The following is a 24,371-nucleotide window of genomic DNA, read 5'->3' as shown; positions in this document are numbered from 1 at the left end:
AAATTTGTAAAAATAGCAACTAAGCCTTGAATTTCACGCCATATATGAAGTATTATATCCTTTTAATATGGAATCAATATTTTCCTACATACTTATCAGGAGGCGGTTAGGATGGAAGCTGTCAAGGCGCCGCGTGGAACAAGAGATATACTTGGCGATGAATCTTGGAAGTGGGCTTATGTGACTAATATGTGCCGCAATGTTGCGGACGACTATGGATATAAAGAGGTGCATCTCCCCATTTTCGAGCATACGGAGCTTTTCTGCCGCGGCGTGGGCGAGACGACGGACGTCGTTGAGAAGGAGATGTATACCTTTATCGACAAGGGCGGCCGCAGCATCACGCTACGTCCTGAGCTTACCGCGTCGATGGTCCGTTCGTATGTGGAAAATGAAATGACGAAGGGCACGCAGCCCGCAAAGCTGTGGAGCATAGGCCCGATGTTCCGCTACGAGCGCCCGCAGAAGGGGCGCTACCGCCAGTTCGTGCAGCTTGACATAGAGGCGCTCGGCGCGCAGGACGCCTTTGTCGACCTAGAGGTTATAGATTTTTCAATGGAGCTTTACCGCAGGCTCGGCCTCTCAAACCTTCAGGTGGTGCTGAACTCCGTCGGATGTCCGAACTGCCGCCCCGTCTACCGCAAGGCGCTTCAGGACTATCTGAGGCCGCGCTTTGACGAGCTCTGCGACTCATGCAAGAGCCGCTACGACAGAAACCCGCTGCGCATTCTGGACTGCAAAAGCCCGATATGCAAGGAGATAACGGAAGGCGCTCCCTCCGTCATGGACCACCTCTGCGACGAATGCAAGGATCACTTCGCGCAGCTCCAGCGCGGGCTGGACAAAATAGGCGCGGCCGTAGTCCACGACAAACGCCTTGTGCGCGGGCTCGACTATTATACAAAGACGGCCTACGAGATACTTTCCGGCGACCTCGGCTCACAGAACGCAGTCTGCGGCGGCGGGCGCTACGACAATCTTTCTGAGGCCATCGGCGGCCCGCACCTTCCCGGAGTAGGATTTGCCTCCGGCATTGAGCGCGTCATCCTCACGATGGAGGCTCAGGGCTGCAGCTTCGGCAGAAAGCCGGCAAACAAGGCCTACGTCGTAGCGGCGGAGCCGGACGCGCGTCTTGACGCGATGGCGCTCATGCGTACGCTGCGCATGAACTGCATCTCCGCCGACATGGACTACATGGGCCGCGCAATGAAGGGCCAGATGAAGTCCGCCGGCGCCTCCGCGGAGTTTGCCTGCATCATAGGCGCCACGGAGATGGAAAAGGGCGTCGTCACTGTGAAAAACCTGGGCACGAGCGAGCAGCAAGAGATGACCGCCGAACAGCTCATCAACAAGCTGAAATAAATTTTTTATATAAAGAAGAGGGAATACTTGATGGACCGACATTACGACGCATCATGGCAGAGAAATATCTTCTGCGGCGCGCCGCGGCTTGAAGACGCGGGAAAAGAAACTATACTGAACGGCTGGCTCAGATGCCGCCGCGACCTTGGCGGGATAATCTTCATTGAGCTTTGGGACAAGACGGGCGTCACTCAGGTCGTCTTCAACCCGGAGCACAACGCGGAAGCTCACGAGCGCGCCGGCGCCCTCCGCAGCGAGTATGTGCTCGCGGTAAAGGGACGTCTGCGCAAGCGCCCCGAAGGCACAGAAAACCCCGAACTGCCCACAGGACAGGTGGAACTGCTTGCGGACGACTTCATCCTGCTTTCTCCGTCGAAGCTGATACCGTTTGAGATAGACAACGCAGACTCTGTAAACGAAGACCTGCGCATGAAATACCGCTATCTCGACCTGCGCCGCGAGACGATGCAGAACAACCTCAAAATGCGCAACGACGTGACGCGCTACACGCGCAACTATTTCGGCGACGAAGGCTTCATCGAAGTTGAGACGCCGATGCTTACGAAATCAACGCCGGAGGGCGCGCGCGACTACCTTGTGCCGAGCCGCGTCAACGCCGGCGCCTTCTACGCTCTGCCGCAGTCGCCGCAGCTCTTCAAGCAGCTTCTGATGGTGAGCGGCCTTGACCGGTACATGCAGATAGTCAAATGCTTCCGCGACGAAGATCTGCGTGCAGACAGACAGCCGGAATTTACGCAGATAGACCTTGAAATGAGCTTCATCACCGAAGAGGACATAATGAGGCTCGTCGAGAACTATCTGGCTGGGCTTTTCACCACACTAAAGGGCGTTGAGGTGGCCACACCGTTTCAGCGCATGACGTGGGACGAGGCGATGAACAAATACGGCGCAGACAAGCCCGACCTCCGCATCCCCATGGAGATGGTCAGCCTTGAAGAGGTCTTTGCAGGCGGCGAAAATCCGTTTGCTGCGCTCGTCGCAAACGGCGGCACGATAAAGGGGCTCCGTCTTGCAGGCGGCGCGTCTCTTTCACGCAAAGAGATGACGGACCTTGAAAACCGCGCGAAGGCGCTAGGCGCGAAGGGCATGGCGAACTTCCAGGTGAAGGCCGGAGAACTCAAAGGCCCGCTTGTGAAATTCCTGAGCGACGACCAGCTTGCGAAGCTCAAAGAGCTTTCGCAGATAGAGGACGGCGACGCGCTCTTCATCATGGCCGACGAAAGCTGGCGCAAAGCCTGCGAAATACTGGGGCAGATACGCCTTGAGCTGGGCCGCGAGCGCGGCATGGTGCAGGAAGGTTTCCGCTTCCTCTGGGTGACTGAGTTCCCGCTCTTTGAATGGGACGAGGAGACCGGCCGCTACACGGCGGTGCATCATCCGTTCACGGCGCCGATGGACGAAGACATGGAACATCTGCTGACGGAGCCGGGCAAGGTGCGTTCACGCGCCTACGACGTCGTGCTCAACGGCACGGAGCTGGGCGGCGGCTCCATAAGGATACACGACCCCGAGATGCAGGGAAAGGCCTTCCAGGCGCTCAACTTCACGCCGGAACAGGCGCGCGACCGTTTTGGCTTCCTGCTCGACGGACTCAGCTTCGGCACGCCCCCGCACGGCGGCCTCGCCATCGGCCTAGACCGCTTAGTCATGCTGATGACCGGCAGCAAGTCCATCCGCGACGTCATGGCCTTCCCGAAAAACCAGAAGGCGCAGTGCCCGATGACCGCCGCTCCAACAGAAGTTGAAGCCAAACAGCTGGAAGAACTTTCGATAAAGACGGTAAAGCCGCTCGTATAACCTTTATAATCATAAAACGGCCTTCGCTGCGTAACGCGAGGGCCGTTTTTGTACATAATCCCATCGTTTGCGTAAGTAATCCGCCCTGCTTATAATTGAAATATATCGGGTATAATAGGTGCAGGAAATAAAGATTAAAATAATTATTAACTATTGGAGGTATATATTTTGCCGAAACTTCGTTTCCTTGGACACAGCGCGTTTTACATTGAGAGCGACGGCTTTAAGGCGCTCATAGACCCGTTTTTGACAAACAACACGCAGGCCGTGGAACAGGCCTCTGACTTCACCGAAGTAGACGTCATATTTCTCACCCATACGCACGGAGACCATCTCGGAGACACGATAGAAATTGCTCTGCGCACCGGCGCCACAGTCTTCACCTGCAGCGAAACGGCCACCTGGCTTGCGGCGCAGGGCGTGCGCACGGAAAGTATGCACGTAGGCGGACGCGTGACCTACCCGTTTGGCCGCGTCAAAATGACGCCCGCCATCCACGGCGACCCGATCATTGAAAACGGAGAGGTCCGCTACGGCGGCCTTGCCTGCGGATACGTCATCGAACTTGCGGGCAAAAGGCTCTATCACGCGGGAGACACGGCGCTCACTATGGACATGCAGCTTCTTGCCGCCGAACACATCGACGTAGCCTGCCTGCCGATAGGCGGATGCTTCACGATGGACATAGAAGACGCGGCGCGCGCCGTAGGCTTCATCAACCCAGTCAAGGCGATCCCGATGCACTACAACACCTTCCCCAAAATAAAGGCCGACCCGGAAGACTTCGTGACCGCAGTGAGCAACGCAAGCCTCCTCAGCACGGAGATAATAGTGCTGCAGCCCGGCGAAACACTGGAATACTAACCCGTTTAGACAACCGACAGGGGGAAATTTTGTGAAAGATTTTTATGAACTCGCTACAAAAAGACAGAGCTGCCGCAGCTTCCGTGAGACCGGGGTGGACGACGAACTGCTCGTGCGCTGCGTCAACGCCGCGTCGCTTGCGCCGTCCGCCTGCAACAGCCAGCCGTGGAACTTCGTCATAGTGACGGAAAAAGAGACAAAAGAGGCGCTCTCTAAGCTCTGCCAGCAGATAGGGCTCAACAGATGGACCGAATACGTCCCAGCCTTCATCGTCGTCGCGGAAGACGCGGAGGTCATCCTCATGCCGAAAGTGACGGAGACCTACGGCAGCAAACACTTCGCGGCGGGCGACGTGGGCATAGCCACCGCCTACCTGCTGCTTGAGGCGGAGGAACAGGGCCTCGGCACCTGCGTCATCGGCACCTTCGACGACGCGGAGGTAAAAAAACTGCTCGGAATGCCAGAAGGCGACACCGTGCGCGCCATAGTTGCGATAGGCTACCCCGGCGACGACACGCGCCGCCAGAAAAACCGCAAGGACGTAAGCGAAATCACGAAAATGATAATCTAGCGGACGTGCAGCAAAAAAATTTAAATGAGGCAAAATGCGGGAGGGGAGAGATCCCCTCTTTTTTATTGCCAGAGAAAGTGCTATCATCTAGTTAATTTAAAATAATTATCAACAGGAGGTCCGCATGAAACTCAAAAAATTAGCGTGCGTAATATTGATAATGGCGGCTGTGGTTGGCACAGCATTTCTCACATTGCGCGAAAGCGCCTCGGCGGGGGATAATGCGGCTTTAAAGAAAGGCGGTGCAAGTATGGAAAAAAATGCAAATGCAGAAAAAAACGTAATATATCTCGCAGGCGGCTGCTTCTGGGGGCTTGAAAAATATATGGAAGGCATCCCCGGCGTAATAGACGCCGTCTCCGGCTACGCAAACGGAAAACCGATGGACGAGGTCTCCTACGAGCAGGTTTGCGCCGGAGGCACGGGCTACCGCGAGACCGTTCGCGTGGAATACGACAAAACGAAGGTCTCGCTTGAAACGCTGCTCTTTGCCTTTTTCAAAGTAATAGACCCAAGCGTTGAAAACAGGCAGGGCAACGACGTCGGCACGCAGTACCAGACGGGGATATTCTACACCGACGAAGCTGCGAAAAAAATAGTTGAAAAGGTTGCCGCGGTTGAAAAACGCCGCGCCGAAAACGGCTTTTATGTGCTAATAGAGCCGCTTAAAAATTTCCACAAGGCCGAAGAATACCATCAGGATTACCTGACGAAACACCCCGGCGGCTACTGTCATATCTCACCGCAGGAGATGAAGGAGGCGCGCGAAATAAAAGTAGACGCGAAAAAATATGAAAAGCCCTCCGACGCTGTGCTGAAAGAGAAACTGACGCCGCGGCAGTACGCGGTGACGCAGCAAAACGCGACGGAGCCGGCCTTTGACAACGAATTTTACAAAGAAGAGCGGCGCGGCATCTACGTAGACGCCGCCACAGGCGAACCGCTCTTTTCGTCGTCCGACAAATATCAAAGCTCCTGCGGCTGGCCCGCGTTCACCAAAGGCATAGACGACAACGCCATCGTATATAAAGAAGACGATTCCTACGGCATGCGCCGCACCGAAGTTCGCAGCCGCGCCGGAGACTCTCATCTGGGCCACCTCTTCACAAACGACCCGGAATCTCCAAACGGCGCGCGTTACTGCATCAACAGCGCGGCGCTGAGATTCGTCCCCTACGAAGAAATGGACAAACAAGGATACGGCGAGCTGAAAAAATACGTGAAATAGAGCCTGTAAATAGAGGCAAGAACGGTACTGCGTGAGGCTTTAAAAAAGCTTATGCTCACAGCCATAGTGAAGTAAAAAAATTCGTCCTCCGCATAACGTCGGAGGACGAAACTTTTTACCGTTTTTAGACAGAGGTGCGGCAAAATGAAGGCGCAGCCTCTCATATCCGGGTGCCGAGAAAAATAAGAGGCTACATTTTCCCCTCGGAGAGCGCTTTTTGATAGCGCATGAATTTTATCACTTCGTCGCGTTCGACTGGGCCGAGGCTTTTGAAGAGGTCGAGGAAAATATCCTCCTGCTTCGGAGATGAAAGTCTGCCGGGCATTTCACAGTCGGTTTCAGGTTCAGCGCCGCGCAGCAGATAGTCGATGGAGACGCGAAAGGTTTCAGCAAGCGAGACGATGTTGTCCACTGTGGGAGCGTTTTCATTATTTTCCCATGAGGAAATTGTGACCCGCGAAACGTTGAGCAGTTCCGCAAGTTTTTCCTGAGTTATCCTGTTAAGTTTACGAACTTCCCTTATCCTGCCGCCGATTGTCAAAAGTTTCTCACTCCCATGCAAGAAAGAGCTTACAAAGGCAAAAGAGTACTGTCTATAAGATAACGCTTACAAAATCGTGTAATATAGTGTTGACTATTTGAAAAATTTATATAATAATGCTGGAACATTCTTACATCTGTGCGCCAGAAATGGTTAAGCGTTGCCGGTCGTCTTTGCTTCATAGCTTGCGGGGAAAAATTTGCAGAACAGAAGGAGAGGTGGGGTCGTATGCTCGAAACTTTTGCGTTGATTGGTGCGGCGCTTGCAGCTGCGATTGCCGTTTTTATCCGTGCCGGGCGCCGTTTCCGCCGCCGTGATATAGACGAGGCGGACGCCCGCACGCCAAAGCAGGCGACGGACAGGTTCGGCAATCCCTACGATGAAAGCGATTCCAGCTGCGGACGTGTGACGAGGACGACCGCAATTATAAATGAACATTTTGAGTTTCTCGGAGACGACTATACAAAGGCGGCGCTCAGCGCAGCTTTTGTAAAAAAATGCTACGAAAGCATCCATGAGGAACATATTTTATACAAAGATATTTACGGGAGGCCGGTGTTGTATTCCGTTCATAAAATCTGGGACGATTCTGGCGCCCGCAAAAAAGAGGTCTGGGCTGTGCTGAATGACATGGATGAGGCAAAGAGATATTTTTACGACGGAGAGCTATTCGACGCGCCGCGTCTTCCCTATATCACGGCGGCCACAGGCGAGGCTCCCAAAGCCCGTCAATACGCTGACGCCGCGGCGCGGCCAAACGGCGTCAGCAATGCTGACAACTCTAATAATCATGATTATCAGCATTGTTAGCATAATTATTAGGATCAAAATGTAAATAGGCGCGCCTTGCGAGTTTGGCGGTAAAAAAGCTAAAGTCCATAGCCGTTCCCACTTGCAATTATTGCGTCTCTGGTGGTATGATTCAGATGTAAAAATAAATAGAAATCGTTCTGAATTGACGATGATATGTTCGGAGTCAGAAGGCGTGATATAAAAGATTGGTCTTTCAACAATGCCAAATCCTTCTGTCTTTGTACGGCAGAGGGATTTTTATATTTGGAGGCGTTTGGATGATAAAGATCGCGATTTACGGCAAGGGCGGCATTGGAAAATCTACGACGGCGTCAAATCTTGCGGCTGCTTTTGCGCAGTCGGGGATGCGCGTAATGCAGATCGGCTGCGACCCGAAAGCCGACTCTACGGTGAATCTTCGCGGAGGCGGGCGGACGCCTTCGGTGCTGGAGCTGATAAAAAAACGGGGCGCCGAGCTTTCGCTTGAAGAGATGGTGACGGAGGGCTTTGCGGGCGTCCTCTGCGTCGAGGCGGGCGGCCCCGCGCCGGGGCTTGGCTGCGCTGGGCGCGGCATCATAGCGGCGATGGAGAAGCTCTCGGAAAAGGGCGCTTTTGAGATATACAGGCCGGACGCCGTGATTTATGACGTGCTTGGCGACGTCGTCTGCGGCGGCTTCGCTATGCCGATACGCGAGGGCTACGCAAAGAAGGTTTTCGTCGTCACGAGCGGCGAGAATATGGCGCTTCACGCCGCGGCCAATATCGCGCAGGCTGTGGCGAATTTCCGCGAGCGCGGATACGCGTCGCTTGGCGGAATAATTTTGAACCGCAGGAACGTGCCGCGCGAAGAGGAAAAAGTGGAGGAGCTGGCGGCGGATATCGAGTCGCGCATTGTTGGCGCTCTGCCTTTCAGCTCCGTCGTGCAGCAGGCGGAGGAGCTGCAGAAGACTGTGCTTGAAGCCTTCCCGGAGAGCGAAATGGCGGACGAATACCGCGCGCTTGCAAAAAATGTGCTTGACGCCTGTGGAGGCGTGAAATGATAGACCTCCACAAGCCGGATTACAGCGGGGCTACGGTTAAAATAAAGGAGGCCGCGTCGCTTGCGCCTTATGAATACGGCGTGGAGTACGGCTCGCCCGCGCGCGGCCTCTGGAACATCGTCCATACGGCGATGCTGCTGCCGGAGAGCCATCAGATATATGTCTGCGCGCAGGGCTGTCTTCGCGGCGTCGTGCTCACGGCGGCGGAGATGGGCGCGTCGAGCCGCTTTTCAACGATCGCCGTCTGCGAGAACAACGTGCTTGACGGCGACATGGAGGCGCTGATAATAGAGGGCGTGACCGACATTCTCAATAAGCTCCCAAAGCAGCCCGCCGCCGTCCTTATTTTTACGAGCTGCATCCACCATTTCATGGGCTGCGACCTGAACTACGTTTACGAAAAGCTCCTCGCGCGTTTTCCCGATATATATTTCACCGACTGCTACATGAACCCGATAATGCGAAAGACGAAGACGCCGCCAGACCCAATGACGCGCTCGCGGCTGTACAGTTTTCTTGAACGGCGTCCAGCGCTTGACGCAAAGGCGGTCAACATAATCGGCAACAATTATCCTACGGAGGCCTCTTCGGACTTTGTGCGGATGCTAAAAAGCGCCGGTTTTACGGTGCGTGAGATAACGGCCTGCAAGAGCTTCGACGAATACCGGAAGATGGCCGAAAGCTCGCTGAACATCGCCTATATGCCGGCGGCGCTTACGGCTGTGAAGGATCTGAAGGAGCGCATCGGGCAGGATTATATTTATCTGCCGCTCAGCTACGAGGCGCGCGAGATTGAGGAAAACCTTGACAAGCTCGCGGCGCGCCTGAAGATCCCAAAGATAGATACGGCGCTGCTTCGCGCGGAGGCGGAGCGCGCGCTTTCGTATGCCGCGCGTCTTGTTGGAGAGAGGCCCGTTGTCATAGACTACACGGCTACGCCGCGTCCGCTTGGGCTTGCGGAGCTGCTGCTCGACCACGGCATACACGTGACGTGCGTCTACGCGGATCAGTTCATACCGGAGGAGCGTCCCGCTTTTGACAGGCTGCGCGAAAAATACCCGGAGCTTGAGCTTGCGGCTACGGTGCATCCGAAGATGGGCCTTCTGCCGCGCGCAAACGCCTCTTCTTTGGACGAGACTATAGCCATCGGTCAAAAGGCGGCCTACTTCACGGATACGCCCCACTTCGTCAATGTGCTGGAAGGCGGCGGTTTTTGGGGCTACGACGGCATAGCGCGCATGGCGGAGGAGATATGCGAGGCTGTGATAAACGAAAAAGATACCAAGAAAATCATTCAGGTGAAGGGCTGGGGGTGCTGCTGTTGAAACAGACAAGTTCGATACTTTCGACATATACGGCGGACGTCTCGGGCGTCGCCTCCGCGCTCTATGAGATGGGCGGCATGACGATAATGCACGACGCCTCGGGCTGCAACTCCACCTACAATACGCACGACGAGCCGCGCTGGTACGATATGCCCTCTATGGTCTACGTCTCCGCCCTCGCTGAGGTGGACGCGCTTATGGGCGACGACGAGAAGCTCATCTGCGACGTATGCCGTGCAGCGCTGGAGCTGAAGCCGCGGTTTGTCGCCGTTGCCGGGACGCCTATCCCGATGATGATGGGGACGGACCTGCCGGCGATAGCGCGGCTTATAGAGGCGCGGTGCGGGATGCCGACGCTGGGGCTTGCGACGAACAGCATGCACTCCTACAACAGCGGCGCTTCGATGGCGCTTGAGGCGATAGCGCGCCGCTTCTGCGGCAAGGATGTAACGCGCGTGCCTCGCGCGTCCGGTGCGCGCCCATCCGTCAATCTGCTTGGCGTCACGCCGCTTGATTTTTCGGTGACGGGCAACGTCCCCGCGCTGCGGGCGCTCTTTGAGGAAAACGGCTGTTCCGTCGTCGGCTGCTGGGCGATGGGCTCTTCGTGGGATGAGCTGATGCACGCGGGAGAGGCCTGCGTGAACGTAGTCGTTTCATCCTGCGGAGAGGGGCCGGCTGCTGCGCTGCGCGAGATATACGGCACGCCGTGCGTCACCGGCCTTCCGGTCGGCGAAAGCGTGACGCTTGAAATGCTCGCGCTCATAGAAAAGGCGGCGGCTTGTGGAGAGGACCAAAGCTTGCTGAACGCGCCGCGCGCTGCGGAAGACGACAAGATATTCGTCATAGGCGAGCCGGTGCAGTGCGCCTCGATAGCGCGCGCGCTGCGTGAGGACTATCGCCTGCGCGGGGTGCGCGCCATATCGCCGCTTGGCTTTCCCGACGAAGACGCGATATTTTCTACGCTGAAAAAAGCGGATATAGTGATAGCCGACCCGCTTTTTCGCGCGGCGGCCCCGGCGGACTGCCGCTTTGTCAGCCTGCCGCACGAGGGTTTTTCCGGGCGCATCTACCGAAGCGACATCCCGATATTTATCGGCGGAGCTTTTAATGAATGGATAGAAAGGGAGCTTTCGTTATGAAAAAACTGGCTGTGCTTTTAATGGCGGCGATGGTTATGTCGTTTGCCGCCCCATCGTTTGCCGCGCGCGTCGTAACGGACGAGGACGGCTTTAAAGTAACTCTTCCAGACAAAATAGAAAGGGTAGCCATTGCCGGCATCCTTCCCTTTGCGTCGGTCGTGACGGTATTTCTGAACTCGGCCAAAAAAATAGTGGGCATCCCCCCAGCCTCTATGGGCGCTGCGAAGGCGGGGCTGCTGGGCGAGCTTTTCCCCGATATACTGAAGGCGCAGACTGGTTTCACAAGCGGCTCTGACATAAACATCGAAGAGCTTATGACGCTGCGTCCCGATATTGTCTTTTATCTTGCGGGCGACAAGGAGATGGGCAAAAAGATCCGCGCGGCGGGCCTCACGGCGGTCGCCATCTCGCCTACAAAGTGGAACTACGACGTGCTGCGCACCTACGACGAATGGATAAAGACGCTGAGCCAGATATTCCCAGAGAGCGCGAAGAGCCGCGAAGCCTCCGCCTACAGCAAAAGCGTCTACGCCGACGTTCAAAAAAAGGTGAAGAACATAAAGCCGGAAGCGCGCAAAAAGGTGCTCTACCTCTTCCAGTACGACGATAAAAAAATAGTGACCTCCGGCAAGAGCTTCTTCGGCCAGTACTGGTGCGACGCAGTAGGTGCGAAGAACGCGGCGGAAGAGGTTCCGGCGGAGAACATGAACGCCGTCATAACGATGGAGCAGGTCTATAAATGGAACCCGGACGTCATCTTCATAACAAACTTCACGCCGGCGCTGCCGGAGGACCTCTACTCGAACAAAACGCCGGGGCGCGACTGGAGCGGCGTGCGCGCCGTCAAGAACAAGGCGGTCTACAAAATGCCGCTTGGCACCTACCGCAGCTACACGCCGGGCATAGACACGCCCGTCACGCTTTTGTGGACGGCGCAGAAGGTCTACCCGCAGCTTTTTAAAAACGTAGACATAGAAAAAGAGACGCGCGGCTACTACAAAAAAATATACGGCGTCACTCTGACGGACAAGCAGGTGAAACAGGTCTTCAATCAGGGGCGCGCCTCGGCCTCCGGCTACGTGAACCAGACTAAATGAGAAAGGGCGCGCTGATTTTTTCGATAGCCGCGCTGCTCGTTTTCTCTTCGCTTGCCGCGATGACGGCGGGACGTTTTCACGTCACGCTTGCGGAAATAGCGGGCGCGCTGCTGCCGGGGCTTGCGGGCGTCGAGGTCTCGGAGATGGCCCGCAGCGTCGTGCTCAACATCCGGCTGCCGCGCATCGCACTCGCTCTGCTTGCGGGCGCAGGGCTAGGCGTCGCGGGCGCCGCCTTTCAGGCGCTTTTTTCAAACCCGCTCGCCACGCCCGACACGCTGGGCGTGGCCACTGGCGCGTCGTTTGGCGCGGTGCTTGGCATACTTGTCGGGCTGCCGTCGCATCTCGTGCAGCTTTCGGCGCTTGCCGCGGGCCTTGCCGCCGTGGCGCTCGTTATGTTCGTCAGCCGCGTGCGCGGCGCGTCGTCAGTCATCATGATGATACTGGCCGGCATGGTCGTAAGCGCGCTCTTTGCCGCGCTCGTCTCACTCGTCAAATACGCGGCAGACCCTCAGGACGTGCTGCCCGCCATCACCTTCTGGCTCATGGGCAGCTTGTCCGCCGCGACGCGCGCAAGCCTTGCGATGGGATCTCCTCTCATCTGCGCCGGAATGCTCGTTATATGGCTCTACAGGTGGAAGCTCAACGCCATGACCTTAAGCGAAGACGAGGCGGCATCGCTTGGCATAAACGTCCGGCGCGTCCGGCTGCTCGTCATAACGGGAGCCGCCATGATAACGGCCTCAGTCGTCTCAATGTGCGGCTTAATCGGCTGGGTCGGTCTGCTCATCCCTCACGCCTCACGTATGCTCTTTGGCAACGACAACCGTGCCGTAGTGCCCGCCAGCATGGCGCTTGGCGCGCTCTTCATGCTTGTCATAGACACGGCGGCGCGCAGCGCGGCGGCCTCGGAGATACCGGCCTCTATTCTGACTGCGGTAATAGGCGCGCCCTTTTTCATAATCCTGCTGCGAAAGACGGGAGGCATACGCGCATGAAGACGAACGGCTCCTTTGAGGTGCGCGGCGGCAGCTTCTGCTACGACGGCGGCGCCGACTGCCTCTGCGACATAAATTTCAGCGTAAGCGAGCCGGAGATACTCGCGGTGCTTGGCGCAAACGGCGCGGGAAAGACGACGCTCATGAAATGTATGCTCGGCCTGCGCAAATGGCGGCGCGGCGCCTCCTACCTCGACGGTGAGGATATAAAAAAATTGCGCCAGCGGGAATTTTGGAGCCGCGTAGGCTACGTGCCTCAGGCGAAAATTTCGTCGTTCGTCTACACCGTGCGCGAAATGGTGCTGATGGGCCGCAGCGCGCACATGAACGAACTTGCGATGCCGGGAAAAAAAGACGAAGAGGCGGCGCGCGAAGCGATGGCGCTTGCCGGCGTGGAACATCTTGCCGGCAAACTTTGCAGTAAAATAAGCGGCGGGGAATACCAGCTTGTCATGATAGCGCGAGCGCTCGCCGCGCGCCCCAGGCTTCTCGTGCTGGACGAGCCGGAGTCGAACCTGGACTTTAAAAACCAGTCGGCGGTGCTGCGCACCATCTCGACGCTCTGCAAGGAGCGAAACATAAGCGCCGTCATAAACACGCACTACCCGGAGCACGCGATGGACATTTCGCAGAAGGCGCTTCTTCTGCTGCCAGATAAAAGCGCGATGTTCGGAGCTACGGAGATGGTCCTTACGGAGGAGAACCTGCAAAAAGCCTTCGACGTCCCCGTCCACATACACAGATACCGCGTAGGCAGAGGCGAATATACGAGCATAGTGCCCGCCCCCAGTGAGGGCGCGGCGCGTACGGAAAGGCTGATAAAAATGGAAACAAGGATAGCGCAGATAGGGATAATAGTGGAAGACCCGGAGGCCGCGGAGAAGATAAACCAGCTTCTTCACAACTACAGCGACTACATCATAGGGCGCATGGGCATGCCGTACAGAGAGCGCGGCATCTCCATAATAAGCATCATAATGGACGCGCCGAACGAAACGATAAGCGCCCTCTCCGGAAAGCTGGGCATGTGCCCCGGAGTGAGCGCGAAAACGGTCTATTCTAAGATATAGGGGAATGTAGGTTAAATTTCATCGCATGGAAATATGCCTTATTCTTGTGACTCATATTGGTTTGTGCTATGGCAGCTTAAACAAATCTGGTAGGGTGTCTAGAACAACTCTGTTGTAATTGTTTGCATCCACATTAAAAGATGTACTGACCGACAGTCGACAAACATAGGTGGTTCCATTAAATATAATGACATCTCCTCTGGAAATGGAAAACGGAAGTGGAGTAGTTTGCCAATCAAATTTATTACCAGTTAATTTTACAAGGCCGCCGTCGGCATTTTGCTGGGCGCGCGCGATTTCCTCAGGTGTTTTGCCGGAAGGTATATTTTTATCGAAGTTACCATTAAAATCGGTAGTAGCTACGTAATATACGCCGTCCTTCTCAAATATATCTCCGGGCTTTAGCCCGTCCTTTACGGCGTCCTCCCATTTGCTATTTGCGGATAACCCACCGTCCGGCGCCACGCCGTCGTTATGGCGCGGCAGAGAGCAGACCACTATCTCCCTGCTCGTCACGGCGTCCCTTGAGGCGGAGTATACGCCGCCCGCGGGGCAGCGCGCTTTTTCGTTGTCTATCATGTTGTCGTAGCTGGCCGCTACGAACGCCTTAAGGTCCGGCGCCGGCCTCTTTGAATTTTTGTCTATCTCGTAGGCCCGCATGATAGTTTTTCTGTTTGCGAGGCAGACGGTGTCGCCCGCGCGGTCCGTCGCCTTTCCAAAGCTGACAAAGCCAAGCGACGCAAGTATCCCTATTATCGCAAGCGTTATCAGCACCTCTACCAGCGTAAATCCATGTCCTTTATCCATCTTGATGGTTCTCCTGTTTTTTATTTAAGATCTATCAATCAGCGCTATTTTTCTTCGTCTTATTATACCTCGTCTGCGTCGCAATTTTCAATACGTCGGCGCGCAAAAGTGAACGTTTTGCCATTTTTGCGCTCTGCGATGCTTGTTATTTTACTTACGGCGGGGGGCGCAGCAGCGCCGCCGAAATATAACGATGGCCCTCGTCTTGTCGACGGGGGCCATCATGCGAACTTTTATCTTTTGCAAAACCAGAGCGCGTGTTGTTAGCGCAAAGGAGCGGGCTCCGGCGTGCTGAATTCCGAAAGCAGCTCCGTCATGAGGTCTTTCACCTTCAGAATAGACTTTACGTGGCCGACGTTGCTGCCGCAGAAAAAGAGGCCGTTTTCCCAGTCTCCCTTGTAGGCGCTGACGAGCGCGTCCGCTATGCAGAAGGTCTCGTGCTTCACGCGGCAGAGGCAGTGCGAAAGACAGGCGGCGCGGCATTTCGCCATATCGAGCGTGTCGGAAAAATAGCGTTCTAGCAGCGGGCTCATTATCGCGCGTCCCGGCAGCCCGCATGGGCTTTTCAGCAGCACGACGTCTTTGTCCTCCGCGTCGATGTAGGCCTGCTTGAAACGGTCGGAGGCGTCTCCCTCTTCCGTTGCGGCAAAGCGTGTTCCCATCTGCACGCCTACTGCGCCCATCGCAAAGGCCTCTTTCATGTCGCGTCCGTCCCAGATGCCTCCGGCGGAGATGACTGGGATGTTGTACCCCTGCTCTTTCAGATATGCAACAAGCGCGGGGACGACCTCTTTAAGCGAGAGGTTTTCTTCCATCGCCTGCTCCGCGTCGCGCGCGCCGAGGTGACCGCCCGCGGTGTTCGGCGTCTCGACTACGAAGGCGTCGGGAAGTCTGTTGTAGTGTTTGACCCAGCGGGAGAGGATAAGCCCGGCCGCCTTGACGCTGCTGACAATGGGGACGAGCGCCGTGTTTGGAAAGTCGGCCGTTATCTGCGGCAGTTTGAGCGGAAGGCCTGCGCCTGAGATGATGATGTCGGCGCCCGCTTCGCATGAGGTGCGAACCAGCTCTTCGTAGTCGCTTAAGGCGCACATGCAGTTGACGGCAATGACGCCGCCGTTTGACGCGGCCTTGGCCTCTGTTATGTATTGCGCGAGTATTTTGTTGTTCTGCGTTTCGATGTTTTTAGCGCCGGAGTTCATGTCAAAATCGCTGCATGATGCGGCCATACCGACGGAGGCTATAGTACCTATGCCGCCCGCCGCCGCCACCGCGCCGGCAAGTTTTGGGCCAGAGACCATGATGCCCATGCCGCCCTGTATGATGGGGTATCTAGGCGTATGTGCGCCTATAGTTAATTTCGGAAGATTTGTATATTCGTTTTCCATATTTAATTCCTTTCAGCTATTGTCCTAAAATTATTAATTTCCAACTGTGAATAGTGGAAATGTATATATACTATTCTAAAATTTTGCCTTTGGCAAGGGCCAAAGGCGAAAGTGGAACGATATGTTAAGAAAACACCAACGGCCGCCCCGGTAAGGGCGGCCGTTGGTTGTTGAGAGGAGGTCGTGACTTAGAATTTCTGGAATATTGAGGCTTTCGCTCCGCAGATGGGGCATGAATCTGTGGTGGCGCCTTTGTGGATGAAGCCGCAGATGGGGCAGAGGTAGTAGTCGGCTTCTGTGTTGTTCATGTCGTTCAGCGCGTCGGTGTAGAGAGCCGCGTGTATTTTTTCGGCCTTGTCTGCGTAGGTGAAGATGCGGACGGCCTCTTTGTTGCCCTGTGACTCGGCTTCTGTGATCATAGGAGGATACATCTCTGTGAATTCGTAGGTCTCGCCGTTGATGGCCGCCTGAAGGTTGGAGGCTGTGGTGCCTACTCCGCCCATTGCGCGGAATTCTGCGAACGCGTGGATGGTCTCGGCCGCCGCTGTCGCGCGGAAGAGCTTCGCGATGCCGGGAAAGCCGTCTTTCTCCGCCTGGTCGGCGTAAAGAAGATATTTACGATTTGCCTGTGATTCTCCTGCGAATGCTGTTGCGAAATTTTCCTGAGTTGCCATAATTAAATTTCCTCCTTGAGTGTTATTCTTTATTGTCAGTGCTTTAACGCTAATTGCCGTCTTTTATTCAGAACAGTTTTAGTTTATCGCCATTATCTAATTTTGTCAAGAATCATTTTAGATAATTTGAAAGGGTTTTAAAATTCAACGCCTTTTCTTGCGGCGACGCCATTTTGATACGGGTGCTTGATCTCTTTCATCTCTGTGACGAAGTCGGCGGCCTTTATAAATTCATCGGGCGCGTTTCTGCCGGTGAGCACCGCCTCTGTGCGCGGGGCTTTTTCTGCAAGCGCCTTTATGACGTCGCCCGCCTTTATAAGTCCAAAGTCTACGGCTACGTTTATTTCGTCGAGAACTACCAGGTCGTACTGGCCGGAGGCTAAAAACTCCGCCGCGAGCGCAAAGCCGCGCGCCGCTTCGTCGAAGTCTTCCTGTATCTCGTCGCCGCGGAATATACATTTTGTGCGCCCGGTGTGAACGTGCGTGACGTTTGGCACGCGCGGCAGAGAGACAAGCTCGCCGTATCCGTCCCAGCCTTTCATGAACTGCACGACCGCGATTTTCGCGCCGTGCCCCGAGGCGCGCAGGACAAGTCCCAGCGCGGCTGTGGTTTTGCCTTTGCCGTTTCCTGTGTAGATCTGTATCAGCCCTTTTTCGTCAAACATGGCGGTACCCCCTTCTTTTTATTATCGCGAAAGCGACTGTCTGCATCATCGGTAGTTTGTCTGTTTATTTATGAAATGTTCTATAAGTTTGGCGGAGATGCTTACGCCGCGGTAGTAGTCCGGTATCTCGTCTGGCGCGAACCAGCGGACGTCGGTCAGTTCGGAAAGCTGCGGCTTGATCTCGCCTTCCGCCCATTCGGCGGTGAAGCCGAGCATCAGCGAGCGCGGGAAGGCCCACGGCTGGCTCATGAAATATTTTATGTTTTTGACGCGGATGTTTGATTCTTCGTAGACTTCGCGCGCCACACATTCTTCAAGGCTTTCGCCCGGTTCGACGAAGCCGGCGAGGACGCTGTAGCGGCCTTTTGGGAAGTTGACGCCATGTCCGAGCAGTATGCGTCCCTCTTTTTCAACGCAGACGATGACGGCGGGGCAGATGACGGGATAGTATAATTCTCCGCACCGTTCGCAGCGCATCGCAAGTTCGGAGGCGTCAAAGCGCGCGGGCGCCCCGCATTTGCCGCAGAATCTGTGCGTCCGCTGCCAGTCCATGTAGTGGAAGGCTTTTCCTATGCGAAAGAACTGTTCCTCTCCGACCGACGTCCAACTGACGCGCCGTTCGCAGGCGTCCATTCCGGCGCAAAGTTCGGTCTCCGGCGAAAGCTCCGCCCAGAGGTCTCCGTCTGGCTCTTCTTTGTCCAACAGCCCTCGGTTTATGACGCCGCGGCGAAGCTCCGCGCACTCGCCCCTCTCCGGCACGCGGCCGTCGGCGGTGAGGATTATTTTTCCGTTTTGAAATATGTAGCAAAGAGACATTCAAAAATCCTTCTCTCGTAATGATTGGTTTTTCATTATTGATTATTCTACTGGACTTCTGGCTAATTGGACACTATTATTTATCATATAATATTTTCTGGGAGGCGTTTTTATGATAGAAAAGCTCGAAAATGTAACCGCTGTGGCAAAGGCTAATGTCTATTTTGACGGTAAAGTGGTGAGCCACACTGTGTTTATGCCAAACGGAGACCGTAAGACGCTGGGCCTTTTCCTTCCGGGCGAGTATGAGTTCGGCGTGGGCGACTCTGAGATCATGGACATCACAGACGGTGTATGCCAGGTGAAGATGCCGGGCGCCGACGGCTGGATGGACGTAAAGGCCGGAGAAAGCTTCACTCTTCCCGCCGATTCAAAATACGGCTTCCGCTGCTACGTGCCGGTGCAGTATCTCTGCTCGTACATCAAGGCGTAACTAAACTTAAGAAAAGATATAAACGGGGCGCCCTCTAAGAAAAAAGGGGCGCCCCGTCGTTTAGTTGGGAAATTCTGCATCTGGCTTTATTTTTAAAATGGTCTTTTTTATATGTTCTAGCCTGCGGTCGTCCGGTGGGTGCGAATTAAAGCCGCTTGGCTGAGTGTTGTTCACCTGCGCGAGCCGGCTTATCGCGCTGTACATCCCGACAGGGTCTTCTTTGTTCGCAGCGGCGAGCGCCACAGAATAATCGTCGGCCTCTATCTCCTGCTCGCGGCTCCAGCCTGAGTTTATAAGGTTTGCGCCGACGTTGACCGCGACGTTTCCGATGCCGTTTCCGAAAATCTGGCTGAGCAGCCCCGCGGCTACCGACAGCCCCGCGCTCTTTGACGCGCTTTTTTGCAGATGGTTGAGCTTTACGTGGCCGGCCTCATGGCCGAAGACGGCGTAGAGTTCGGCCTCCGTTTCAAGCAGGGCAAGCAGCCCCGTAGTCACCGTGACTGATTCTCCGTTCGTCACCCACGCGTTTGGCGTATTTTCTTCTTTTATAATGAAGGGAAGCTCTGTAAGCTCCGTAGGCGCCGCCACTTTTTCCCATATCCTCTTTGCGTCGGCGCGTCCAATGGCGGCGTGCGCCCCGACGGGCGCAAATAAGAGGAAAAGAAGCAGTGCCGCGGCGAATTTTTTTAAAACATCCATAAAGGAGCGCCCCCTTTTGTCTTTTTCAGGACTATCATAGGACAATTATATGGTATTTTCATGTCGAACATCAAGGATATCCTGCGTAAATATGAAAAGGCGCCGCCTGCTTTGGATGGTCCAGACCATTTCCTTAAACAAAAATAAATAATGACTTCAAAGCCTCTTGTGAAAGCCGCTTCTTTTAGGTACAATACCTGTTGTTGACATAAAATGCATCATTAATTTCATTTTAATATTATTTTACGTCTACAAAATTTTTAACTGTACGAACCATGACAATCGATAATGAGGTGAAAGAATATGGATTTTTTAACAACCGTGCTGTGTATAATCACAGGGCTCGCAGTCGGCGCCCTTGCCGGTTTTACATATCACAAAAAAAGTGAAGAAAAGAAGTTCAGAGGAGCCTTGTCAGAATCAGAGCGCATCATGCAGGAGGCCGTGAAAAAGGCTGAAGCTGCGAAGCGCGACATTCTGGCGGAGGGCAAAGAAGAGATACACAGGCTGCGGCAGGAATTGGACCGCGATACAAAAGACCGCAGAAGCGAGCTCCAGCGTTCCGAGCGCAGGCTTGAACAAAAAGAAGAAAACCTCGACAAAAAAATCGAGAACATCGGCCGCAAGGAAGATGAGCTGAAGAACCGCAACGATCAGGTGCAGGAGAAGTTAAACAGGCTCTCCGCGCAGGAACAGGAACTTATCGAAAAACTGGAGCAGATAGCTCAGCTTACCCGGGAAGAGGCCCGCGATCAGCTTTTGGCCGAGGTCGAAAGCGACGCGAACCATCTGATAGGCCTTCGTCTGAAGGAGCTCGAGGAGCGCGCTAAGCGCGAAGCTGACCGCAAAGCTCAGGAAGTCGTAGCTACGGCGATACAGCGCTGCAGCGTAGATTTCACCTCCGACGTGGTCGTGAGCGTCGTCAACCTTCCCTCTGACGAGATGAAGGGGCGCATAATCGGCCGCGAAGGACGCAACATCAGAACATTTGAAACTCTCACCGGAGTGGACCTTATTGTTGACGATACGCCGGAAGCGGTGACGCTTTCAAGCTTTGACCCTGTGCGCCGCGAAGTGGCCCGCCTTTCGCTGGAGAGGCTCGTCGTTGACGGCCGCATCCATCCCGCACGCATAGAAGAAATCATAGAACGCGCTGAGAAGGATGTACAGATACAGATCCTGGAGACGGCCGAAGAGGCACTGCTTGAGACCGGCATCAAAAACATGAACGGCGAGCTTGCGAAGATCATAGGCCAGCTGCGCTACCGCACCAGCTACGGACAGAACGCTCTGAGCCACAGCCTTGAAGTGGCGCACCTCGCGGGAGTCATGGCGGCGGAACTAGGACTTGATGAAATAAAGGCCAGAAGAGCCGGCCTTTTGCATGATATAGGCAAGGCTGTAGACCACCAGGTCGAAGGATCGCACGCGAAAATAGGCGCGGACCTCGCCAAGCGTTACGGCGAAACGCCCGACATCGTAAACGCCATCGCCTCGCACCATGAGGACGAAGAGCCTCTCACCATCTACGCGGTGCTTGTAGCCGCGGCTGACGCCGTAAGCGCCTCGCGCCCCGGCGCGCGCAGAGAGAGCCTCGACGCCTACGTCAAGCGCCTCGAAAAGCTTGAAGAGGTGGCGCGTACCTTCTCCGGCGTAAGCAAAGCCTTCGCCATCCAGGCGGGCCGTGAAGTGCGCGTCGCGGTAGCTCCAACGGTGACTGACGACGGCGAGATGCAGAAGCTGGCGTATGACATAGCGAGAAAAATAGAAGAAGAACTTAGATACCCCGGGCAGATAAAGGTGACCCTCATCAGGGAGACCCGCGCAGTAGACTACGCGAAGTAGGCGGTATAGATGCGCATACTTTTTATCGGCGACATCATGGGACGTCCCGGCCGTGAGGCCGCGGCGCGCGCCATTCCAAAGCTGCGCGAAGAATTTGGCGGCTTTGACTTCGTCATAGCAAACGGCGAAAACAGCGCGGGGGGCTTCGGCCTCACTGAAAAAGTGATGAACGAGCTCTTCTCCTCCGGGATAGACATACTGACAAACGGCAACCATGTCTGGGATAAAAAGGATTTCATCCCGCTCTTGGACAGCGAGACCGCCGTGCTGCGCCCCGCCAACCATCCTGACGGCACGCGCGGACGCGGCTTTGCCGTCTACGAAAAAAACGGCGAAAAGCTGGGCGTCATGTGCCTTCAGGGGCGCACCTTCATGCCTCCGCTTGACTGCCCGTTCCAGACCGCGGAGAGACTTGCGCGCGAATGTCGCGTACCTTCGATATTTGTAGACATACACGCCGAGGCTACCTCCGAAAAACGCGCGCTCGCAGTCTACCTTGACGGCAAAGTTTCAGCCGTAGTGGGCACGCACACGCACGTCCAGACGGCTGACGAAGAGATACTCCCGGGCGGCACCGCGTTCTTGACGGACGCCGGAATGACCGGGGGGCACGCAGGGATAATCGGCATGACGGCGCAGTCCGTGCTTCCGAAGTTCCTTACTGGTACGCCGTGTAAGTTTGAAATATCCGAAGAGGGCGTGAAGTTCCAGGGAGTCGTCGTCGACATAGACAGCGAAACTGGACGCGCGCTTGACATCAGAAGAATAAACACGGCGGTCGAACGCTAAAAATTAAAAAACCGCGCATATCGTAAGGTATGCGCGGTTTTTTGTTTATTCGCAAGGCTATCATAAGATACGCTGTTAATAGCAAGGCAATAAAATGTAAAGGCTAATCTAAAAATAGGCAAACAAATAATAGTAATACATATAATTAATTTATCAGACATTTGTTTTGTAAACTCTTTTGTGATATATAAGGAGAGCCGCATATTGAATCGTGTTTTTATGACATTTATTCCGCGGCATATTTTAGAGGGAGTGGTAATCAATGGCTGGAAATACGGAAAACAGAGACCAGTGGGGCAGTAAATTTGGCTTCATCATGGCCGCGGCCGGCTCTGCCGTCGGACTTGGGAATATCTGGAGATTCCCGTATATAACGGGAAAATACGGCGGGGCGGCCTTCGTCCTCGTCTACCTTGCGGTGGTAATCGTGCTCGGCATGTCCGTCATGCTCGCGGAATTTGCGATAGGCCGCAAGGCGAAGCTCGACGCGGTGGGCTCGCTTAAGAAACTTGGCGGCGGCTGGTGGCCGATCGTCGGCTGGATGGGCTTCTTCTGCGCCTTCGTCATTCTTTCATACTATGCTGTCATCGCCGGCTGGACTTTGGCCTACATGTTCAAATCCTTCGGCGGCCTTATGGAGGCGGCTGCGGCTGGCAAGGCAGGAGACGTCTTTGGAGCTTTCGTCTCCGACCCCGTGCAGGCGATAATGTACCACATCATCGTCATGATAGTAGTCATAGGCATCGTTTACAGAGGCATCAGCGGCGGGATAGAAAAGAGCTGCAAGGTGCTCATGCCGGCGCTCTTTGGTATACTCGTGCTGCTCATTGGCCGCTCGGTGACGCTGCCCGGCGCTATGGCGGGGCTTGAATTCTACCTGCTGCCCGACTTCTCAAAGCTTACCGGCGAGGCGATACTTGCCGCGGTCGGCCAGGGCTTCTTCTCGCTTTCGCTCGGCATGGGCGTCATGATCACCTACGGAAGCTACCTGAACAATAAAGAATACATGCCGCACATGACGGCCACCATCGTATTCCTTGACACCGCCGTCGCCATCATGGCGGGGCTTGTCATCTTCCCGGCGGTATTCGCGTTCGGAGTGGACGCGGGCGCGGGCCCCGGCCTCACCTTCGTAACGCTTCCCAGCGTCTTTGCGAAAATGCCGCTTGGCAGCGTCTTCTCATTCGCCTTCTTCGCGCTGCTCTTCATCGCCGCGCTCACCTCGGCCATCTCGCTGCTTGAAGTGGTCGTCACCTACTCTATCGACGAGCTGCACTGGTCGCGCACAAAGTCCGCCCTCCTCATGGGCGGCGCGATAATGCTTCTTGGCATCCCCTCCGCGCTCTCCGTAGGCGGACATATCCCGCAGATAGCTGGCAAGGACTTCCTCGACGCAGCTGACTTCGTCACCAACAACGTCATAATGCCGATAGGCGGACTTTTGATAGCGCTCTTCGTCGGCTGGGTCTGGACAAAGGGAGCCAAGGAAGAGGTCACCAACAACGGCACGCATCCGTTCCCGCAGTATTCGGTGTGGCTGTGGATATGCCGCATAGTGGCCCCCGTCTGCATCGGATTTATCTTCATCAACGGGCTCAAATGGTAGTCTAAAAAACTTGTATCAAAGAATAAAAGCGGAGGCTCTTTTTCAGAAAGGGGCCTCCGCTTTTTGTTGTAAAGAATAAATTGCTTTAGGAAATGATAGTAATTACATTAACTAACTTCACAAATCCACATTGACAATTAATTTTTGATTGTTATACTTATGCCAAGCTGAATGAAAGCGGCAAGAGAGACCCGTCCAACTATGGGCGCCGAAGGGGCAAGATCACGGATCGAAACTCTCAGGCATAAGGATTGTCGCCGGACAGCACTCTGGACACGTCAAATCATGGCGAGGACGAAAGCAGAGGATATTAGCCGGAAAGGCGGTGTCCTATGGGAATGCCCTCGTTTTCTTATGTATGTATCTCAAACAATCCCAACTTAAAAGGCCATGTCAAGTCGCTTGACTATCTTGACGGAGGCGCGCTCGACGTTTTAAAGGCGGGCCGCGACCTTATCCATTTGGGCTGGGAGCTGCTGGCCGACCCTCTTTACGGGAATTTTAAGCCGAATCAGCAACCCTACCGTTCCTTAATTTTGAAAAAAGATAATATTGTAACTATGCCGCTCAATATGGAGTCTTTGAATCTTATCGAAAATGCGATAGAGATATACAAAGGCGCCTCCAGGCTCACTATGCCCGGCGACCTCCCTGAGAAGACCGACGACGACTTCAGATATCTGGATTTCGTCCTTCTGGAGGAGACGTTCCATCAATATTCGGTATTAACGCCTCCCGCGGTGGAAACCGCGGCGGCGATAATCTGATAGACATCAACTGCGCGCTCTATCCATCACACAAAGATCAAGG

The 24,371-nt window shown here is 54.9% G+C and carries 24 protein-coding genes and 1 riboswitch; of the genes, 17 read left to right on the top strand and 7 right to left on the bottom strand.

Annotated elements, in window-relative coordinates:
• Positions 1–111 precede the first annotated feature (111 nt).
• The 5 genes from hisS to msrB all read left to right on the top strand — a co-directional run bounded on the left by hisS (position 112) and on the right by msrB (position 5,843).
• The gene (gene hisS / locus RRY12_04175; GenBank protein ID MEG2183853.1) at positions 112–1,362 is read left to right on the top strand and encodes a histidine--tRNA ligase; all 1,251 of its coding nucleotides are present in this window, start codon (positions 112–114) and stop codon (positions 1,360–1,362) included.
• A 30-nt stretch (positions 1,363–1,392) separates the two neighbouring features.
• A complete protein-coding gene (gene aspS / locus RRY12_04170; protein ID MEG2183852.1) occupies positions 1,393–3,180 on the top strand; it encodes an aspartate--tRNA ligase in 1,788 nt (595 codons plus the stop codon).
• 168 nt (positions 3,181–3,348) lie between these two features.
• Positions 3,349–4,044 (top strand): metal-dependent hydrolase, encoded by a 696-nt coding sequence (locus tag RRY12_04165; protein MEG2183851.1) that lies wholly within the window; start codon positions 3,349–3,351, stop codon positions 4,042–4,044.
• Positions 4,045–4,075: 31 nt separating this feature from the next.
• Positions 4,076–4,615: a nitroreductase family protein gene (locus RRY12_04160; protein MEG2183850.1), complete on the top strand. Its 540-nt coding sequence runs from the start codon at positions 4,076–4,078 to the stop codon at positions 4,613–4,615.
• Between the two features lie 250 nt (positions 4,616–4,865).
• A complete protein-coding gene (gene msrB, locus RRY12_04155) occupies positions 4,866–5,843 on the top strand; it encodes a peptide-methionine (R)-S-oxide reductase MsrB (protein MEG2183849.1) in 978 nt (325 codons plus the stop codon).
• 190 nt (positions 5,844–6,033) lie between these two features.
• Here the strand turns inward: msrB and RRY12_04150 are convergent, their stop codons facing one another.
• Entirely contained in the window at positions 6,034–6,384 is a 351-nt protein-coding gene (locus RRY12_04150) for a helix-turn-helix domain-containing protein (protein MEG2183848.1), read from the bottom strand.
• Between the two features lie 228 nt (positions 6,385–6,612).
• Between RRY12_04150 and RRY12_04145 the strand changes: the two genes are divergently transcribed.
• The 7 genes from RRY12_04145 (at position 6,613) to RRY12_04115 (ending at position 13,842) form a co-directional block, all read left to right on the top strand.
• On the top strand, positions 6,613–7,194 hold the full coding sequence (locus RRY12_04145; GenBank protein MEG2183847.1) for a hypothetical protein: 582 nt from the start codon (positions 6,613–6,615) through the stop codon (positions 7,192–7,194).
• A 260-nt stretch (positions 7,195–7,454) separates the two neighbouring features.
• Positions 7,455–8,216 (top strand): nitrogenase iron protein NifH, encoded by a 762-nt coding sequence (locus tag RRY12_04140; GenBank protein ID MEG2183846.1) that lies wholly within the window; start codon positions 7,455–7,457, stop codon positions 8,214–8,216.
• Positions 8,213–9,541 carry a nitrogenase component 1 gene (locus tag RRY12_04135; protein ID MEG2183845.1) on the top strand — a complete coding sequence of 443 codons (1,329 nt, stop codon included), beginning with the start codon at positions 8,213–8,215 and terminating at the stop codon, positions 9,539–9,541. The genes RRY12_04140 and RRY12_04135 overlap by 4 nt, the downstream gene beginning before the upstream one ends.
• Positions 9,538–10,680: a nitrogenase component 1 gene (locus RRY12_04130; protein ID MEG2183844.1), complete on the top strand. Its 1,143-nt coding sequence runs from the start codon at positions 9,538–9,540 to the stop codon at positions 10,678–10,680. The genes RRY12_04135 and RRY12_04130 overlap by 4 nt, the downstream gene beginning before the upstream one ends.
• Entirely contained in the window at positions 10,677–11,777 is a 1,101-nt protein-coding gene (locus tag RRY12_04125) for an ABC transporter substrate-binding protein (GenBank protein ID MEG2183843.1), read from the top strand. The genes RRY12_04130 and RRY12_04125 overlap by 4 nt, the downstream gene beginning before the upstream one ends.
• Positions 11,774–12,772, top strand: a complete 999-nt coding sequence (locus RRY12_04120; protein MEG2183842.1) for an iron ABC transporter permease — start codon at positions 11,774–11,776, stop codon at positions 12,770–12,772. The genes RRY12_04125 and RRY12_04120 overlap by 4 nt, the downstream gene beginning before the upstream one ends.
• Complete coding sequence (locus tag RRY12_04115; GenBank protein ID MEG2183841.1) at positions 12,769–13,842, top strand: ATP-binding cassette domain-containing protein; 1,074 nt, start codon at positions 12,769–12,771, stop codon at positions 13,840–13,842. The genes RRY12_04120 and RRY12_04115 overlap by 4 nt, the downstream gene beginning before the upstream one ends.
• Positions 13,843–13,908: 66 nt before the next feature.
• Here RRY12_04115 and RRY12_04110 read toward each other — a convergent pair whose 3' ends face one another.
• From RRY12_04110 to nudC, 5 genes are all read right to left on the bottom strand, one after another.
• Positions 13,909–14,649, bottom strand: a complete 741-nt coding sequence (locus RRY12_04110; protein ID MEG2183840.1) for a prepilin-type N-terminal cleavage/methylation domain-containing protein — start codon at positions 14,647–14,649, stop codon at positions 13,909–13,911.
• A 263-nt stretch (positions 14,650–14,912) separates the two neighbouring features.
• Positions 14,913–16,034, bottom strand: coding sequence for a nitronate monooxygenase family protein (locus RRY12_04105; protein MEG2183839.1), 1,122 nt, complete (start codon positions 16,032–16,034; stop codon positions 14,913–14,915).
• A 188-nt stretch (positions 16,035–16,222) separates the two neighbouring features.
• Positions 16,223–16,708: a rubrerythrin family protein gene (locus tag RRY12_04100; GenBank protein ID MEG2183838.1), complete on the bottom strand. Its 486-nt coding sequence runs from the start codon at positions 16,706–16,708 to the stop codon at positions 16,223–16,225.
• A 137-nt stretch (positions 16,709–16,845) separates the two neighbouring features.
• The gene (gene cobO / locus RRY12_04095) at positions 16,846–17,373 is read right to left on the bottom strand and encodes a cob(I)yrinic acid a,c-diamide adenosyltransferase (protein MEG2183837.1); all 528 of its coding nucleotides are present in this window, start codon (positions 17,371–17,373) and stop codon (positions 16,846–16,848) included.
• 45 nt (positions 17,374–17,418) lie between these two features.
• Positions 17,419–18,189, bottom strand: a complete 771-nt coding sequence (gene nudC, locus RRY12_04090; protein MEG2183836.1) for an NAD(+) diphosphatase — start codon at positions 18,187–18,189, stop codon at positions 17,419–17,421.
• Between the two features lie 112 nt (positions 18,190–18,301).
• On the opposite strand from nudC, the gene RRY12_04085 reads away from it, so the two are divergent.
• Positions 18,302–18,622, top strand: coding sequence for a pyrimidine/purine nucleoside phosphorylase (locus RRY12_04085; protein MEG2183835.1), 321 nt, complete (start codon positions 18,302–18,304; stop codon positions 18,620–18,622).
• 60 nt (positions 18,623–18,682) lie between these two features.
• Here the strand turns inward: RRY12_04085 and RRY12_04080 are convergent, their stop codons facing one another.
• Entirely contained in the window at positions 18,683–19,321 is a 639-nt protein-coding gene (locus RRY12_04080; protein MEG2183834.1) for a M48 family metallopeptidase, read from the bottom strand.
• Positions 19,322–19,624: 303 nt separating this feature from the next.
• Between RRY12_04080 and rny the strand changes: the two genes are divergently transcribed.
• The 4 genes from rny to RRY12_04060 all read left to right on the top strand — a co-directional run bounded on the left by rny (position 19,625) and on the right by RRY12_04060 (position 24,328).
• Positions 19,625–21,166 carry a ribonuclease Y gene (rny, locus tag RRY12_04075; GenBank protein MEG2183833.1) on the top strand — a complete coding sequence of 514 codons (1,542 nt, stop codon included), beginning with the start codon at positions 19,625–19,627 and terminating at the stop codon, positions 21,164–21,166.
• Positions 21,167–21,175: 9 nt separating this feature from the next.
• A complete protein-coding gene (locus RRY12_04070; protein ID MEG2183832.1) occupies positions 21,176–21,955 on the top strand; it encodes a TIGR00282 family metallophosphoesterase in 780 nt (259 codons plus the stop codon).
• Between the two features lie 262 nt (positions 21,956–22,217).
• Positions 22,218–23,561 (top strand): sodium-dependent transporter, encoded by a 1,344-nt coding sequence (locus RRY12_04065; GenBank protein ID MEG2183831.1) that lies wholly within the window; start codon positions 22,218–22,220, stop codon positions 23,559–23,561.
• A gap of 171 nt (positions 23,562–23,732) precedes the next feature.
• A riboswitch (glycine riboswitch) is annotated at positions 23,733–23,825 on the top strand.
• Positions 23,826–23,893: 68 nt separating this feature from the next.
• Positions 23,894–24,328: a GrdX family protein gene (locus tag RRY12_04060; protein ID MEG2183830.1), complete on the top strand. Its 435-nt coding sequence runs from the start codon at positions 23,894–23,896 to the stop codon at positions 24,326–24,328.
• Positions 24,329–24,371: the final 43 nt, after the last annotated feature.

The sequence above is a fragment of the Cloacibacillus sp. genome (genome assembly GCA_036655895.1).
Taxonomy (GTDB): Bacteria; Synergistota; Synergistia; order Synergistales; family Synergistaceae; genus JAVVPF01.
This window is presented reverse-complemented; position numbering and strand designations above follow the sequence as displayed.